Genomic DNA, 14,706 nt, shown 5'->3' on the forward strand with positions numbered 1-14,706 from the left:
CTGCCGGATACCGATGCCTCCCCTCGATGCCGCCCTGGTCGCCACACTGGTCCGCACGCAGTTTCCGCGCTGGGCGGCGCTGCCGGTGCGGCCCGTCGCGGAAGGCGGGATGAACAACCACAGCTTCCGCCTGGGCACGGACATGCTGGTCCGCCTGCCGAGCGCGGCGCGCTATGTCGCCCAGGTGGCGAAGGAGCAGGCTTGGCTGCCGCGCCTCGCGCCGCGCCTGCCCCTGCCGATCCCGCACCCGCTGGCGCTCGGCCAGCCCGGCGAGGGCTTTCCCTTTCCCTGGTCGATCTATGGCTGGATCGAGGGCGAGACCGCCCGGCCGGACCGGATCACCGACCCGCTGCGCCTGGCGCGGGATCTGGCGGGCTTCCTGCACAGCCTGCAGCGGCTCGAGGCGATGGGCGGGCCGCCGGCCGGGGCGCACAACTTCCATCGCGGCGGGTCGCTCGCGGTCTATGACGCGGAGACCCGGGCGGCGATCGCGGATCTCGGCGCCGAGATCGACGGCGCCGCGGCCACCACGATGTGGGAGGCGGCGCTGGCGTCCCGCCACGCCGCGCCGCCGGTCTGGATCCATGGCGATGTGGCAGCGGGCAATCTGCTGCTGCGGCAGGGCCGGCTCTGCGCGGTGATCGATTTCGGCAACATGGCCATCGGCGACCCGGCCTGCGATCTGGTGCCAGCCTGGACCATGTTCGATGCCGCCGCCCGGGGCGCCTTCCGCGAGGCGCTGCCCCACCCGCCGGCATGCTGGGCGCGGGCCCGCGGCTGGGCGCTGTGGAAGGCGCTGATCACCTGGCGGGCGCCGGGCCCGCCCGGCGCTTCCGCCCGGCAGGTGATGGCCGCGCTGCGGGCGGAACGCGAAGCCGGCTACACCTCGTAGGGCAGCCCGACATAATTCTCGGCCAGCGTCGTCATCGCCGCGCGGCTGGTCGAGACATAGTCGAGCTCCGCCACCTGCACCCGGTGCTCGAAGCGGTCCTCGCCGTCGAAGCGGTGCAGCATGGAGGTCATCCACCAGGAAAAGCGCTGGCCCTTCCAGATCCGCCGCAGGCAGATCTCCGAATACTGCTCCAGCAGGCTGGCGTCGTTCCGGGCGAAGAAGCGTTCCAGCCCGCGCGCCAGCACGCGGATATCGGCAATGGCCAGGTTCATGCCCTTGGCACCGGTGGGCGGCACGATATGCGCCGCGTCGCCCGCCAGGAACAGCCGCCCATGGCGCATCGGCTCCACCACATAGCTGCGCATGGCGGTGACGCCCTTCTGGAAGATTTTCCCCTGTTGCAATTCATCACCGCAGCCAAGGCGCTTGTGCAACTCCTCCCAGATGCGGGAATCGGGCCATTCGTCGAGGTTCTCGTCCGGCGCGCATTGCAGATAAAGCCGCGTCACGCTCTCCGACCGCATGGTGGCCAGGGCAAAGCCGTCCTGGTGGCGGGCGTAGATCAGCTCCTCCGACACCGGACGGCTGTGCGACAGGATGCCGAGCCAGGCGAAGGGGTAGATGCGGTCATAGACCCGGATGATCGCCTCGGGGATGGCGCCGCGGCAGATGCCGTGGAAGCCGTCGCAGCCGCCGATGAAGGCGCAGTCCAGCACCTGCGCCACGCCGTCATGGGTGAAGCTGATGCGCGGGTTGTCGGTGGTGACGTCGTGCACCGCGACGTCCGAGACCTCGAACAGGATCGCCGGGTTGCCGCTGCGCGTGCCGGCGGCCAGGCGCGCGGCGATCAGGTCCTTCACCACCTCCTGCTGCCCATAGATGGTGACCACCTTGCCGGTGAGGTCCGTCAGCGGGATGCGGTGGCCGGCGCCGTCGAAGCGCAGCTCGATGCCGTGATGCGCCAGGCCCTGCCGGTGCAGCCGGTCCGCGACCCCGGCCTCGGTCAGCGTATCGACGCTGCCCTGTTCCAGCAGCCCCGCGCGCACCCTTTCCTCGACATAGGCGCGGGAGCGGGCCTCCAGGACCACGCTGTCGATGCCGGCCAGGTGCAACAGGTGGGAGAGCAGCAGCCCCGCCGGGCCGGCGCCGATGATGCCGATCTGGGTGCGCATGGCTGGTCGAACTCCCCTGGGCTCCGCCGGTTGGATCTGCGCCCGGCCCGATGTGATGCAAGCCCGGCGCGGACGCGGATTGTTGTATCGCATAACAATCTGTCGCGGCGAAGCGTCGCGATAGGGTCACGATGGTGTCAAGCCGCTGCAACATGCCGAGGCTAGAGCACGCGCAACCGCTTCGAGGACGCGTCATGATCCGTCGCCGCACCCTGCTGGCCGCCGCCCCGCTGCTGGCCGCCCCCGCCCTGGCGCGCGCCCAATCCGGCTGGCGCGCCAACTATCGCGACCTTCGCTACGGCATCATCTCGTCGGAGAATGAACGCGACGCGATCGCCCGCCTGCAGGGCCTGGCGGCCTATACCGAGCGCAAGCTGGGCGTCCCGATGCGCATCACGCGCGGCACCGACTATGCCGCGGTGGTGGAGGCGCTGCGCGCCAACCAGCTGGAATTCGCGCATCTCGGGCCGGCAGCCTATGCGCTGGCGCGGCGCGCGATGGGCGAGCGCGTGCTTCCCCTGCTGCGCCACCGCAGCCGTGACGGCGCGGAGGGCTACTACTCCGTCATCTTCGTCAAGGCCGACAGCCCCTACCAGACCCTGGCGGACCTGCGCGGCCGTTCCTTCGCCTTCGCCGATCCGAACTCGACGTCCGGCTTCGCCGCGCCGAGCTACTTCCTGCGCAAGGCCGGCATCGAGCCGAGCACCTATTTCAGCCGCACCGGCTTCTCCGGCAACCATGAGCAGTCGGTGATCGCGGTGCTCAACGGCACCTACGACTCCGGCGCGACCTTCTGGAGCAACGAGACCGCCGGCAACATCCAGCGCATGACCGAGAAGGGCATGATCCAGCCGGGGACCACGCGCATCATCTGGCGCAGCCCGCTGATCCCGAACTCCCCCACCGTGACGCGCGCCGAGGTGCCGGAGGATCTGCGCCGCGACTTCGTCGCCATGATGAAGGCGATGCCGGTCGAGGCGCCCGAGGTGCTGCGCCAGCTCAGCACCAGCACCGTGGCCTTCGCCGATGCGCGCCACGAGGACTACCTGGACGTCATCGCCATCACCGAGGACAACCAGAGCCGCCGGCGCGAGCGGCGGTCCTGACACCGGGCTCGCAGGCCGTGGCTGCCGCGCCGCCGGCCGCCGCCGTCGCCGCGGTCACCGCGCGCTGGGCCGCGCGGTCCAGGGCGCGGGGCCTGCGGACGCTGTTATGGGGTGTGGTGTTCCTGCTGGCCGTGGGCGTCGCCACCCAGGTCGGCCAGGTGAATATCGGGCGGCTGCTGGCCGGGTTGCCGATGGCCGCCGACTATATCGGCCGCACCATCCCGGTGCTGCGCGCCGAAAGCTTCGGCGCCGACCTTGCCGAGTGGTTCTGGGGCTTCGACATCTGGGTCGGCCTGCTGCTGGACACCATCCTGATCGGCTATACCGGCACCGTCCTCGGCGGCGCCGCGGCGCTGCTGCTCTCCTTCCCCGCGGCCACGACACTGGCGCCGCGCTGGTCCGTGGAACTCTCCCGCCGCCTGCTGGAATTCGCCCGCACCGTCCCCACGCTCGTCTTCGCGCTGATCTTCGTCTACGCCTTCGGCCTCGGCCCCTTTGCCGGGGTGCTGGCGATTGCGCTGCACACCATGGGGGCGTTGGGCAAGCTGTTCGCCGAAGTGCATGAGAATGCGGATCTCCGCATGGTGGATGCGGTGCGCGCCGCCGGCGGAAGCTGGCCGCAGACAATGCGCTACGGCGTGCTGCCGCAATCCCTGCCCGGCGTGCTGTCCTTCGGCCTGCTGCGCTTCGAGATCAATGTGCGGGAGGCCAGCGTGCTCGGCATCGTCGGTGCCGGCGGCATCGGCGAGGAGCTTTATCTTTCGGTACGGCAGTTCGAATACCCGGACATCTCCGCCATCCTGCTGCTGATCCTGATCACCGTCACGCTGATTGACCAGTTGTGCACGCGGCTGCGCCACCGCATCCTGGGCGCGGAGGCGCTGCGCGTCGCATGACCCTCAACCGCACCCCGCTGCTGTTTGCCGGGGGCTTCCTGCTGCTGCTGCTCGGGCTCTGGCGGGTCGATGCCTCGCCGGCGCGAATCCTGGATGGGCTGGGCAAGCTGGGCTGGCTGGTGGCGCTGATGTGGCCGCCTTCGTCCGGCGGCGCGCTGGTGGAATTGCTGGAGGCGCTGGCCGAGACGGTGGCGATGGCCTTCCTGGGCACGCTGCTGGCGGCCCTCGTGGCGCTGCCGCTGTGCTTCCTTGGCGCCGGCAACGTCATCGCCAGCACGCTGCTGCGCTTCACCGTGCGCCGGAGCTATGACGGGCTGCGCGCGGTGGACAGCCTGGTCTGGGCGCTGATCTTCGTCTCCGCCGTCGGCATGGGGCCCTTCGCCGGGATCCTGGCGCTGGCGGTGCCGGATATCGGGCTGCTCGCCAAGGTCTTCTCCGAAGCCATCGAATCGGCGGATCGCCGCCAGGTGGAAGGTGTCCGTGCCTCCGGCGGCTCGCGGCTGCATGCGATCCGCTACGGGCTGGTGCCGCAGGCGGCGCCGGTGATGCTGTCCCAGATGCTCTATACCTTCGAGAGCAACACGCGCTCCGCCACCATTCTCGGCGTGGTGGGCGCGGGCGGCATCGGGCTGGCGCTTGGCGACCGCATCCGGCTGAACAACTGGGATGAGGCCGCCTTCATCGTGCTGCTTATCCTCGTCACCGTCGGCATCATCGATTTCGGCAGCCGCCGCCTGCGGCTGAAGCTGATCCGCGCATGACCGAGAGGCCTGTCTACCGCGACCCCGCCACCGCCAAGAAGCAGCTTGGCGACGCGCCCTGCATCGATCCCACGGCCAGTGTCCGCGACTGCAGCTTCGGCGCCTATACCGAAGTCGGCGCGCGGACCTCGATGGCGGAGGTGACCTTCGGCGACTATTCCTATGTCGTGCACGACAGCCAGATCATCTACGCCACGATCGGCAAGTTCTGTTCCATCGCCAGCCACACGCGGATCAACCCCGGCAACCATCCGCTGGACCGCGTGGCGCTGAACCACTTCACCTACCGCGCCAGCGCCTATGGCCTGGGCCCGGACGAGGCCGGCTTCTTCGACTGGCGGCGGGAACACCATGTCACGCTCGGCCATGATGTCTGGCTGGGGCATGGCGTCATCGTCCTGCCGGGGGTGACGATCGGCTCGGGGGCCGCGATCGGCGCCGGCACGGTGGTGACCAGGGATGTGCCGCCCTTCGCCATCGTGGTCGGAAATCCGGGCCGCATCCTCCGCTTCCGGTTCCCCGAAACTATTCGCGACAGTCTGCTGCGTATCAATTGGTGGGATTGGTCACGGGACCAACTTGCAGCGGGTCTGGATGACATGCGAAACTTGTCGGCGACGGCCTTCTGCCAGCGCCATGATCCCGGGTTCTGTCACAAAGACTAAGCCCGACCGTCACACCAGCTTCGCCGATAGGGCGGTAAGCCCCGCGCCGACGCAAGGAGCGGCGCAGCATGGGTTCGCGGAAGAACGTTCTTCTTATTGTGGTGGACCAGTGGCGCGCCGATTTCGTGCCCGCCCTCGGCGCCGGTTTCCTGCGCACGCCAAACCTCGACCGCCTCTGCCGGGAGGGTGTGACCTTCCGCAACCACGTCACCAACACCGTGCCCTGCGGCCCGGCGCGGGCCAGCCTGCTGACCGGCCTGTACCTGATGAACCACCGCGCCGTGCAGAACACGGTGCCGCTGGATGCGCGCCACACCAACCTCGGCAAGCAGCTGCGCCTGATCGGCTATGACCCGGCCCTGATCGGCTACACCACCACCACGCCGGACCCGCGCACCACCGGCCCGCGCGACCCGCGCTTCACCACCCTCGGCGACCTGATGGACGGTTTCCGCAGCGTCGGCGCGTTTGAGCCGAACATGGACGGGTATTTCGGCTGGCTCGCGCATCAGGGTTACGAACTGCCGGCGAAGCGCGAGGATATCTGGCTGCCGGAAGGCGAGGACGCCGTGCCGGGCGCCACCAACCGCCCGTCCCGCATCCCGAAGGAATTGTCGGACACCACCTTCTTCACCGAGAAGGCGCTGACCTACCTGAAGGGCAAGGGCGAGAAGCCGTGGTTCCTGCACCTCGGCTACTACCGCCCGCACCCGCCCTTCATCGCGCCGGCGCCCTACAACAGCCTGTATGATCCGGCGGACATGCCCGCCCCCGTGCGCGCCCCGCGCTGGGAGGAGGAGGCCGAGCAGCATCCGCTGCTGCGCCACTATCTGCGCGCCATCGGCCAGGCCAGCTTCTTCCGCGGCGGCCAGGGTGCGGGCGCGGGGCTGGATGAGGCCAGCATCCGTCAGATGCGCGCCAGCTATTGCGGCCTGATGACCGAGATCGACGACGCGCTCGGCCGCGTCTTCGCCTATCTCGAACAGACCGGGCAGTGGGATGACACCACCATCATCTTCACCTCCGACCATGGCGAGCAGCTCGGTGACCATTGGCTGCTCGGCAAGCTCGGCTATTTCGACGAGAGCTTCCGCATCCCGCTGGTGGTCAAGGGCGCCGGGGCGCAGGCCGGGCTGATCGACGACACGCTGACCGAAAGCGTGGACGTGATGCCGACCATCCTGGAATGGCTCGGCGGCACCGCACCGCGCGCCTGCGACGGCCGGTCCCTGCTGCCGGTGCTGGCGGGCGAGAAGCCGGCCGACTGGCGCGACCTGCTGCACTACGAATACGATTTCCGCGACATCCACTATTCGCAGCCGGAGACGGCGCTCGGCCTGACGATGGATACGTCGAGCCTCTGCGTCGTGCAGGACGCGGACTACAAATACGTCCACTTCGCCGCCCTGCCGCCGCTGTTCTTCGACCTGCAGCGCGACCCGAACCAGTTCGAGAACCGCGCCGAGGACTCGGCCTACGCCGCGCGCGTGAAGGACTACGCGCAGCGCGCCCTGTCGCTGCGGCTGCGGCACGCCGAACGCACCCTGACCCATTTCCGCGCCACGCCGAAGGGCCTGGAGGAGCGCCGCCCGGCGCCCGCCGCGCCGGCGGCGCGCGCCGCGGCGGAGTAGTCCGACACCGGAACGGAAGGCCACGCCATGCGAACCCTGCGCCAGAGACTGATCGCCGCCCTTGCCGCCTGTGCGCTCGCCGCACCGGCGCTGGCGCAGGAGGCACGCCCCGCCCTGACCATCGCCGTGCAGGACGTGCCGCGGTCGCTCGACCCGCTGACGCAGTTCGGCAATGTCGATTGGCGCGGCTACGCCAACATCTTCGACGGCCTGCTGACGATGGACTTCGCCGGCGACTTCCGGCCGCTGCCGGCGCTGGCGGAAAGCTGGCGCCGCATCGACGGCCGCACGCTGGAACTGACGCTGCGCCGCGACGTCACCTTCCATGACGGCAGCCGGCTGACCGCCGAGGACATCGCCTTCACCTTCGGCCCCGAACGCATGCGCAACCAGGGCGCGCCGGGCTATGCGGTGGGCCGGATCTTCTTCGGCACCTTCGCCGACATCGAGGTGGTGGATGCGCAGACGGTGCGCATCGTCACCAGCCAGGACGACCCGCTGATCGAACAGCGTCTGGGCACCATCCCCGGCGGCGTGGTCGGCCTGCAGGCGTTCCGCGCCGCGCCGAACTTCGCCGCCTGGAACCAGCGCGCCATCGGCACCGGCCCCTATCGCGTGCAGAGCTACCGCGCCGGCAACGACCTGGTGCTGGTCGCGCATGATTCCTGGTGGGGCGGCCGCCCGCCGGCGCAGCGGCTGCGCTTCTGGGCGGTGCCGGAGGTTGGCTCCCGCGTCGCGGCGCTGCGCAGCGGCGAGGTGCAGATCGCGACCGACATCCCGCCGGACCAGTTCCCGGTGGTCGCCGCCGATCCGCGGCTGGAGATCGTCGGCGGCGGCGTCGCGAACCATCGCGTGCTGTCCTACAACACCCGCAACCCGGCGCTGCGCGACCCCCGCGTGCGCGAGGCGCTGAATCTCGCCATCGACCGCGGGGCGATCACCCGGGCGCTGTGGGACGACCGCCTGCCGGTGACGCGCAGCCACCAGTTCCCCGCCTATCGCGACCTGTTCCTTGCCGACTGGCCGATGCCGCGCTTCGACCCGGCGGCGGCGCGCCGCCTGCTGGCGGAAGCCGGCTACCGGGGCGAGCGGATCACCTACAATGTGCTGAGCAACTACTACACCAACGAACTCGCCACGGCGCAGGTGCTGGTGGAGATGTGGCGCGCCGTCGGGCTGAACGTCGTGCTCGAGGTGCGGGAGAACTACAGCCAGATCGTCAACGACCCGGCGCATGGCATCCGCAACTGGTCCAACACCATGACCCTGCCGGACCCGGTGGGCAGCCTGTGGCGCCTGTATGGCCCGCGCGGGCCGGTGCAGGGCAGCTACCGCGAATGGGTGAATGACGCGTTCAACCGCGACGGCGCCATCCTGGAAAGCTCGACCGACACCGCCGCCCGCCAGGCCGCCTGGCGCCGCATGCTGACCGTCTACGACCGCACGGACAGCCCGGGCACGGTGCTGCACCAGTTCGGCCTGTTCTACGGCAAGCGCCGCGATGTCGCCTGGCAGCCGCTGCCGGTGGAGTGGATGGATTTCCGCCCGGCCTTCCTGCGCACGGCGGCCCGCTGATGGCCGAACGTGCCATCCTGCTGCTGATCGACGGGCTGCCGGCGGATGTCTTCGCCGCCGAGGCCGCCCGCCTGCGCAACCTCTCGGCGCTGGCCGCGCGCGGCCTGCACCTGGCGCGGGTGACGCCGGCGCAGCCATCCGTCTCCTTCCCCGGCCGGGCGGAGATGCTGACAGGCCGCGGCCCGGCGGAGAACGGCGTCTGGGGCAACGCGATCCATGACGGCACGCGCTTCCGCAAGGCAATGGCCGATGACATCCGGGTGCCGACGCTGGCCCGCGCGGTGCGCGATGCCGGCGGCACGGTGGCCAGCATCGGCTTCGGCCTGGTCGATCCTGCCGATGCCGACTGGCATTCGGATCCGTGGTGGCAGCATCTCGATGCCGCCGATCCCGCCAACACCAAGGGACCCGCCGCCGCGCCACTGCACATCCGGCGCGATGCCGATGGCCTGCTGGCGGCGGCGCTGCGGCGCGGCGCCTTCACCTTCGGCCCGGGCGCCACGCCGCACGGCCTGGTGCAGCCACAGATGCTGGGCTTCGCCTGCGACATGGCGCAGATCGACGCCGCGGCGGCGCTGCTCTGCGGCGAGGCCCCGCCGCGCCTGGTGCTGACGGAAATCGCCACGCCCGACGCCGCCCTGCACTACCACGGTCTGGGCAGCGCGGCGGCGGACCTGGCCATCGCGCTGGCGGACATGCTGGTGGGCCGGCTGGTGCAGCATCTGGAGGCGGCCGGGCGGCTGCACGACACGCTGATCGTCGTCTCCAGCGACCATGGCCACGCCCCGATCGACACCGCGCTGTACCCGGAAGCGATCCTGCCGGGAAAGATCTGGGCCTCGGAAGGCGGCGCGCTGCATGTGCTCGCCGCCACTGCGCGCGATGTGGCGACGCTGGCCGCGCTCGGCATCACGCCGCTGCCCGACACGCATCTGCCGGAGGCGCAGCGCGGCCGCATCACCACCTTCGTCGCGCCGGCCGGCCAGGCCTTCGAACGGCGCACCGATGTTGCCACGCCGACGGGCGCGCCGATCGTCGTGGCCACCCATGGCAATGCGCCGGGCACGCCGGGCGATGACGCCGTCGCCTTCCTGGCGGGCGGCGGCATGCCGCGCGGCCTCGTGCCGCGGGCCAGCCTGCGCGACCTGGCGCCTGCCATCCTGCACCTCCTGGGCCTTCCCGCGCTTGCCGGCACCAGGCCCAACCTGATCCGAGAGAGGATTCCCGCATGACCGCCCTCCCCCGTCGCGCGCTGCTGGCCACGCCGGCGGCGCTGGCCCTGCCGCGCTTCGCCATTGCCCAGTCCGACAACCGCCCCTCCATCACCATCGCCGTGCAGAAGGTGGTGAACAGCAACACGCTCGACGTGCTGCGCGAGCAGTCGAATGTGGGCGAGCGCGTGTTCTTCTCCTCCCTGTGGGAAGGCCTGATCGGCCGCGACTGGCTCGGCGACCTGCGGAGCGTCCCCGGCCTGGCGACGTCCTGGCGCCGGCTGGATGACCGCACGGTGGAGCTGGTGCTGCGCCAGGGCGTGCGCTTCCACAATGGCGACGAGCTGACCGCCGACGACGTGGTGTTCACCTTCGGGCCGGAGCGCATGTTCGGCACCGGCCAGGGCGCGCCGCAGGGCGTCACGCTGTTCAGCCGCCTGCCCGGCGGCACCGGCAAGGAACTGCCGCCCGAGGTCGCCGCCGTCGCCCGCCGCAACTGGCCGGCGCTCGAGAAGGTGGAGGCGGTGGACAAGTACACCGTCCGCTTCGTCAACCGCACGCCGGACGTGACGATGGAAGGCCGGCTGGCGCGCTACGGCAGCGACATCATGAACCGGCGTTCCTTCGAGGAAGCCGGCAGCTGGCTGGACTGGGCGCGCAAGCCCGTCACCACCGGCCCCTACATGGTGGCGGAATTCCGCCCGGACGTGTCGCTGACGCTGGTGGCGCACGATGCCTATTGGGGCGGCCGCCCGCCGCTGAAGCAGATCCGCTTCGTCGAGGTGCCGGAGGTGTCCTCCCGCATCAACGGCCTGCTCTCCGGCCAGTACCAGTTCGCGTGCGACCTGCCGCCGGACCAGATCGAATCCGTCGAGCGCAACCGCGCCTTCGAGGTGCAGGGCGGCACCATCCTGAACCACCGCCTGACGGTGTTCGACAAGAACCACCCGCAGCTGCGCGACCCGCGGGTGCGTCGCGCCATCACCCATTCGATGGACCGCCAGGCGATCGTCGAAAGCCTCTGGGCCGGCCGCACCGTGGTGCCGAAGGGCCTGCAGTGGGACTATTACGGCCCGATGTTCCACGCGGATTGGTCGGTGCCGGCCTATGACCCGGCCGAGGCCCGCCGCCTGCTGCGCGAGGCGAATTACCGCGGCGAGCCGATCCCCTACCGCCTGCTGAACAACTACTACACCAACCAGGTGGCGACGGCGCAGGTGCTGGTCGAGATGTGGCGCTCGGTCGGGCTGAACGTGCAGATCGAGATGAAGGAGAACTGGGCGCAGATCTTCGACCGGTCCAGCCCGCGCGCGGTGCGCGACTGGTCCAACAGCGCGCCCTTCAACGACCCGGTCTCCTCCATCGTCAACCAGCACGGCCCGAACGGCCAGCAGCAGCAGGTCGGCGAATACGCCAATGAGGAGCTGAACCGGCTTTCGGTGGAGCTCGAGACGAGCACGGACCGCGCCCGGCGCCGCGCCGTGTTCCGCCGCATGCTGGAGATCGCGGAGCGCGAGGACCCCGCCTACACCGTGATCCACCAGAACGCGACCTTCACCGCGAAGCGCAAGGACATCGCCTGGAAGGCAAGCCCGGCCTTCGCGATGGACTTCCGCGCCGGCAACTGGGGGGCCTGAGCCATGCTCCGCCGCCGCACCCTGCTGGCCGCCGCGCCGATCGGCGCGGCGGCGGCCACCCTGCCGCGCTTCGCCATCGCCCAGGCCGACCAGCGGCCCGTCATCACCATCGCCGTGCAGAAGATCGGCAACAACGGCACGCTGGATATCCTGCGGGAGGCCAGCAATGTCGGCACGCGCTGGTACAACCTGTACAAGGAACCGCTGATCGACACGGACTGGACCGGCAATCTGGCGCTGCGCCCGGGCCTGGCCAGCGCCTGGCGCCGCATCGACGACCGCACCGTCGAGCTCGAACTGCGCGACGATGTGCGCTTCCATGACGGCACGAAGCTGACGGCGGAACACGTCGCCTTCACCTTCAGCGCGGAGCGCATGTTCGGCCGGCCCGGCCTTACCGGCCCGTCCGCGCCGCCGCCGGAAGTCATGGCCGGCGCCCGCGGCACCTTCCCGGGCTTCGAGAAGGTGGAGATCCTCGGCCCGCACCGGCTGCGCTGGGTGAACCGCACCGGCGACGTGACACTGGAAGGCCGCCTCTCGCACCGCGCCGGCAGCATCATCCCTGGCGAGGCCTTTGCGCGTGCCGGCGGCTGGGCGCCGTTCTTCCAGATGCCGATCGGCACCGGCCCCTACCGCGTCGCCGAATGGCGCATCGACAGCCGCCTGGTGCTGGAAGCCTTCGACGACTACTGGGGCGGTCGCCCGCCGATCCGCCAGATCCGCTTCCTGGAAGTGCCGGAGCTGTCCTCCCGCATCAATGGGATGTTCGCCGGGGAGTATGACTTCGCCTGCGACATCACGCCCGACCAGATCACGACCATCGAGCGCGATCCGCGCTTCGAGGTGGTGGGTGGCGTCATCATGAACCACCGCGTCACGCATTTCGACACGACGCACCCGGTGCTGGAGAACCCGCTGGTGCGCCGCGCCATGACGCATGCGGTGGACCGCAAGGCGATCGTGGACAGCCTCTGGGCCGGCCGCACGGAGATCCCCGCCGGCCTGCAATTCCCCTTCTTCGAGGGCATGCTGGCGCAGGGCTGGTCGGTGCCGCGCTTCGACGTGGCGGAAGCCCGCCGCCTGCTGCGGGAGGCGAATTACCGCGGCGACGCCATCCCCTACCGGATGCTGAACAACTACTACACCAACCAGACCGCGACCGGCCAGGTGATGGTGGAGATGTGGCGCGCGGCGGGGCTGAACGTGCAGCTGCAGATGGTGGAGAATTGGGGCCAGGTGCAGGCCGCCGGCCCCGGCCGCGGCATGTTCGAACACTCCGTCACCAGCTTCTTCAACGACCCCGTCTCCTTCGTGCCCACCACCTACGGCCCGCGCGGCTCGCTCAGCCGCAACGGCATGTGGAAGAACGCGGAGTTCCACGCGCTGGTGCCGCAGCTGGAATCCGGCACGGATCGCGCACGCCGCGGCGCCATCTGGGCGCGCATGCTGCAGATCATGGAACGCGAGGACCCGGTGGTGAACGTCATCCACCAGACCGCGAACTTCACCGCCAAACGCCGCAACATCGCCTGGCGCCCGGCCAAGTCCTTCGTGATGGACTTCCGCCGCCAGAACTGGGGGGCCTGAGCCCATGAAACTTTCCCGCCGTTCCGCGCTGAAGCTCGGCGCCGCCAGCCTTGCCCTGCCCGCCCCCGCCATCGCCCAGGCCGACAGCCGGCCGACGGTGACGGTCGCGGTGCAGAACATCAGCACCTCCAACACGCTGGAGATGCTGCGCGAACAATCCAATGTCGGCACGCGCATCTTCCGCAACTATGTGGAGCCGCTGGTCGATACCGACTGGGTCGGCGACATGGCGCTGCAGCCGGGCCTGGCCACCGCCTGGGAACGCGTCGATGACCGCACCGTGGATTTCACGCTGCGCCAGGGCGTGCGCTTCCACAATGGCGATGCCTTCACCGCCGATGACGTCGCCTTCTCCTTCGGCCCGGACCGCATGTGGGGCGGCGGCGCGAAGGAGGTGCCGACCGCGGTCGTCCAGGGCGCGCGCCGCATCTTCCCGGGCTTCGAGCGGATGGAGGTGCTGGGGCCGCATCGCGTGCGCCTGGTGAACAAGGTGCCGGACATCGTGCTGGAAGGCCGCATGGCGCGCACCGCCGCCGTCATCGCCAACCGCCGCGCCTTCATGGCCGCGCCGTCCTGGATGGATTGGGCGCGCAAGCCGGTCGGCACCGGCCCCTACAGCATCGCCGAATACCGCCCGGACCAGATGCTGACGCTGGATTCCTTCGACCAGCATTGGCAGGGCCGCCCGCCGATCCGCCGCCTGCGCTTCGCCGAGGTGCCGGAAGTGGCCAGCCGCGTGAACATGCTGGTCTCCGGCGAGGCGCAATTCGCCTCCGACATCCCCCCCGACCAGATCGAGCGCATCGCCAGCGATCCGCGCTTCGAGGTCGCGGGCGGGCCGATCAACAACACCCGCTACCTGGTCTTCAACCAGGCGCATCCGGTGCTGGCCAATCCGCTGATCCGCCGCGCGATGAGCCACAGCATCGACCGCGAGGCGATCGTCGCCGCGCTGTGGGGCGGCCGCACCACGGTGCCGCGCGGCCTGCAGTGGGAATTCTACGCGGACATGTACCTGGCCGATGTCGAGGTGCCGAAATTCGACCCGGCCGAGGCGCGCCGCCTGCTGCGCGAGGCCGGCTATCGCGGCGAGGCCATCCCCTATCGCTGCCTGAACAACTACTACACCAACCAGACCGCGACGGCGCAGATCAACGTCGAGGGCTGGCGCGCCGTCGGCCTGAATGTCGAGCTGCAGATGGTCGAGAACTGGGGCCAGATCCAGGCCGGCGACAAGACCAGCCGCGGCGTGCATGACTGGTCCGCCGCTGCCGCCGTCAACGATCCCTCGATCCAGATGTCCGGCACCTGGGGCCGCGCCGGCGCGCCCTGGCTGCGCGAACAGTATCGCAACGAGGAATTCGGCACGCTGGCCGATGAGCTGGAAACCAGCATGGACCGGCCGCGCCGGCGCATCGTCTGGCGCCGCATGCTCGAGATCATCGAGCGCGAGGACCCGGGCTACGTCGTCCTGCACCGCAACGCCAACTTCACCGCCAAGCGCCGCGACATCGCCTGGCGCGCCGCGCAGTCCTTCGTGATGGATTTCCGCGCGAGCAATTGGGGAGCCTGA

Annotated in this window: 12 protein-coding genes; 11 read left to right on the forward strand and 1 reads right to left on the reverse strand. The window is 70.1% G+C overall.

Annotated features, from left to right (window positions below):
- The first annotated feature begins 13 nt into the window (after nucleotides 1-13).
- Entirely contained in the window at nucleotides 14-892 is an 879-nt protein-coding gene (locus HEQ75_RS16470; RefSeq protein WP_168032582.1) for an aminoglycoside phosphotransferase family protein, read from the forward strand.
- Here the strand turns inward: HEQ75_RS16470 and pobA are convergent.
- Nucleotides 880-2,064, reverse strand: a complete 1,185-nt coding sequence (pobA, locus tag HEQ75_RS16475) for a 4-hydroxybenzoate 3-monooxygenase (RefSeq protein ID WP_168032584.1) — start codon at nucleotides 2,062-2,064, stop codon at nucleotides 880-882. The genes HEQ75_RS16470 and pobA overlap by 13 nt on opposite strands.
- 194 nt (nucleotides 2,065-2,258) lie before the next feature.
- On the opposite strand from pobA, the gene phnD reads away from it, so the two are divergent.
- The 10 genes from phnD to HEQ75_RS16525 all read left to right on the forward strand — a co-directional run bounded on the left by phnD (nucleotide 2,259) and on the right by HEQ75_RS16525 (nucleotide 14,706).
- Nucleotides 2,259-3,170 (forward strand): phosphate/phosphite/phosphonate ABC transporter substrate-binding protein, encoded by a 912-nt coding sequence (gene phnD / locus HEQ75_RS16480; protein WP_168032586.1) that lies wholly within the window; start codon nucleotides 2,259-2,261, stop codon nucleotides 3,168-3,170.
- 17 nt (nucleotides 3,171-3,187) lie between these two features.
- Nucleotides 3,188-4,066 carry a phosphonate ABC transporter, permease protein PhnE gene (gene phnE, locus HEQ75_RS16485; protein WP_328734155.1) on the forward strand — a complete coding sequence of 293 codons (879 nt, stop codon included), beginning with the start codon at nucleotides 3,188-3,190 and terminating at the stop codon, nucleotides 4,064-4,066.
- Entirely contained in the window at nucleotides 4,063-4,827 is a 765-nt protein-coding gene (phnE, locus tag HEQ75_RS16490) for a phosphonate ABC transporter, permease protein PhnE (RefSeq protein ID WP_168032589.1), read from the forward strand. Before phnE (HEQ75_RS16485) ends, phnE (HEQ75_RS16490) begins: the two co-directional genes overlap by 4 nt.
- Entirely contained in the window at nucleotides 4,824-5,492 is a 669-nt protein-coding gene (locus tag HEQ75_RS16495; protein WP_168032591.1) for an LbetaH domain-containing protein, read from the forward strand. The genes phnE (HEQ75_RS16490) and HEQ75_RS16495 overlap by 4 nt, the downstream gene beginning before the upstream one ends.
- Nucleotides 5,493-5,560: 68 nt before the next feature.
- Complete coding sequence (gene pehA, locus HEQ75_RS16500) at nucleotides 5,561-7,123, forward strand: phosphoric/sulfuric ester hydrolase PehA (protein ID WP_168032593.1); 1,563 nt, start codon at nucleotides 5,561-5,563, stop codon at nucleotides 7,121-7,123.
- A 27-nt stretch (nucleotides 7,124-7,150) separates the two neighbouring features.
- Nucleotides 7,151-8,698 carry an ABC transporter substrate-binding protein gene (locus HEQ75_RS16505; RefSeq protein ID WP_168032595.1) on the forward strand — a complete coding sequence of 516 codons (1,548 nt, stop codon included), beginning with the start codon at nucleotides 7,151-7,153 and terminating at the stop codon, nucleotides 8,696-8,698.
- The gene (locus HEQ75_RS16510; RefSeq protein WP_168032597.1) at nucleotides 8,698-9,930 is read left to right on the forward strand and encodes an alkaline phosphatase family protein; all 1,233 of its coding nucleotides are present in this window, start codon (nucleotides 8,698-8,700) and stop codon (nucleotides 9,928-9,930) included. Before HEQ75_RS16505 ends, HEQ75_RS16510 begins: the two co-directional genes overlap by 1 nt.
- Complete coding sequence (locus HEQ75_RS16515; RefSeq protein ID WP_168032598.1) at nucleotides 9,927-11,546, forward strand: ABC transporter substrate-binding protein; 1,620 nt, start codon at nucleotides 9,927-9,929, stop codon at nucleotides 11,544-11,546. Before HEQ75_RS16510 ends, HEQ75_RS16515 begins: the two co-directional genes overlap by 4 nt.
- Before the next feature lie 3 nt (nucleotides 11,547-11,549).
- A complete protein-coding gene (locus HEQ75_RS16520; RefSeq protein ID WP_168032601.1) occupies nucleotides 11,550-13,133 on the forward strand; it encodes an ABC transporter substrate-binding protein in 1,584 nt (527 codons plus the stop codon).
- A gap of 4 nt (nucleotides 13,134-13,137) precedes the next feature.
- Nucleotides 13,138-14,706, forward strand: coding sequence for an ABC transporter substrate-binding protein (locus HEQ75_RS16525; protein ID WP_168032603.1), 1,569 nt, complete (start codon nucleotides 13,138-13,140; stop codon nucleotides 14,704-14,706).

It is taken from the genome of Falsiroseomonas selenitidurans (assembly GCF_012103215.1).
Lineage (GTDB): Bacteria > Pseudomonadota > Alphaproteobacteria > Acetobacterales > Acetobacteraceae > Falsiroseomonas > Falsiroseomonas selenitidurans.

Excerpts from the sequence above, each read along its gene's own strand:
- pobA (WP_168032584.1), bottom strand. The coding sequence starts at position 2,064 with ATGCGCACCCAGATCGGCATCATCGGCGCCGGCCCGGCGGGGCTGCTG.
- phnD (WP_168032586.1), top strand. The coding sequence starts at position 2,259 with ATGATCCGTCGCCGCACCCTGCTGGCCGCCGCCCCGCTGCTGGCCGCC.
- HEQ75_RS16525 (WP_168032603.1), top strand. The coding sequence starts at position 13,138 with ATGAAACTTTCCCGCCGTTCCGCGCTGAAGCTCGGCGCCGCCAGCCTT.
- HEQ75_RS16470 (WP_168032582.1), top strand. The coding sequence starts at position 14 with ATGCCTCCCCTCGATGCCGCCCTGGTCGCCACACTGGTCCGCACGCAG.
- HEQ75_RS16505 (WP_168032595.1), top strand. The coding sequence starts at position 7,151 with ATGCGAACCCTGCGCCAGAGACTGATCGCCGCCCTTGCCGCCTGTGCG.
- pehA (WP_168032593.1), top strand. The coding sequence starts at position 5,561 with ATGGGTTCGCGGAAGAACGTTCTTCTTATTGTGGTGGACCAGTGGCGC.
- HEQ75_RS16515 (WP_168032598.1), top strand. The coding sequence starts at position 9,927 with ATGACCGCCCTCCCCCGTCGCGCGCTGCTGGCCACGCCGGCGGCGCTG.
- HEQ75_RS16495 (WP_168032591.1), top strand. The coding sequence starts at position 4,824 with ATGACCGAGAGGCCTGTCTACCGCGACCCCGCCACCGCCAAGAAGCAG.
- HEQ75_RS16510 (WP_168032597.1), top strand. The coding sequence starts at position 8,698 with ATGGCCGAACGTGCCATCCTGCTGCTGATCGACGGGCTGCCGGCGGAT.
- HEQ75_RS16520 (WP_168032601.1), top strand. The coding sequence starts at position 11,550 with ATGCTCCGCCGCCGCACCCTGCTGGCCGCCGCGCCGATCGGCGCGGCG.
- phnE (WP_168032589.1), top strand. The coding sequence starts at position 4,063 with ATGACCCTCAACCGCACCCCGCTGCTGTTTGCCGGGGGCTTCCTGCTG.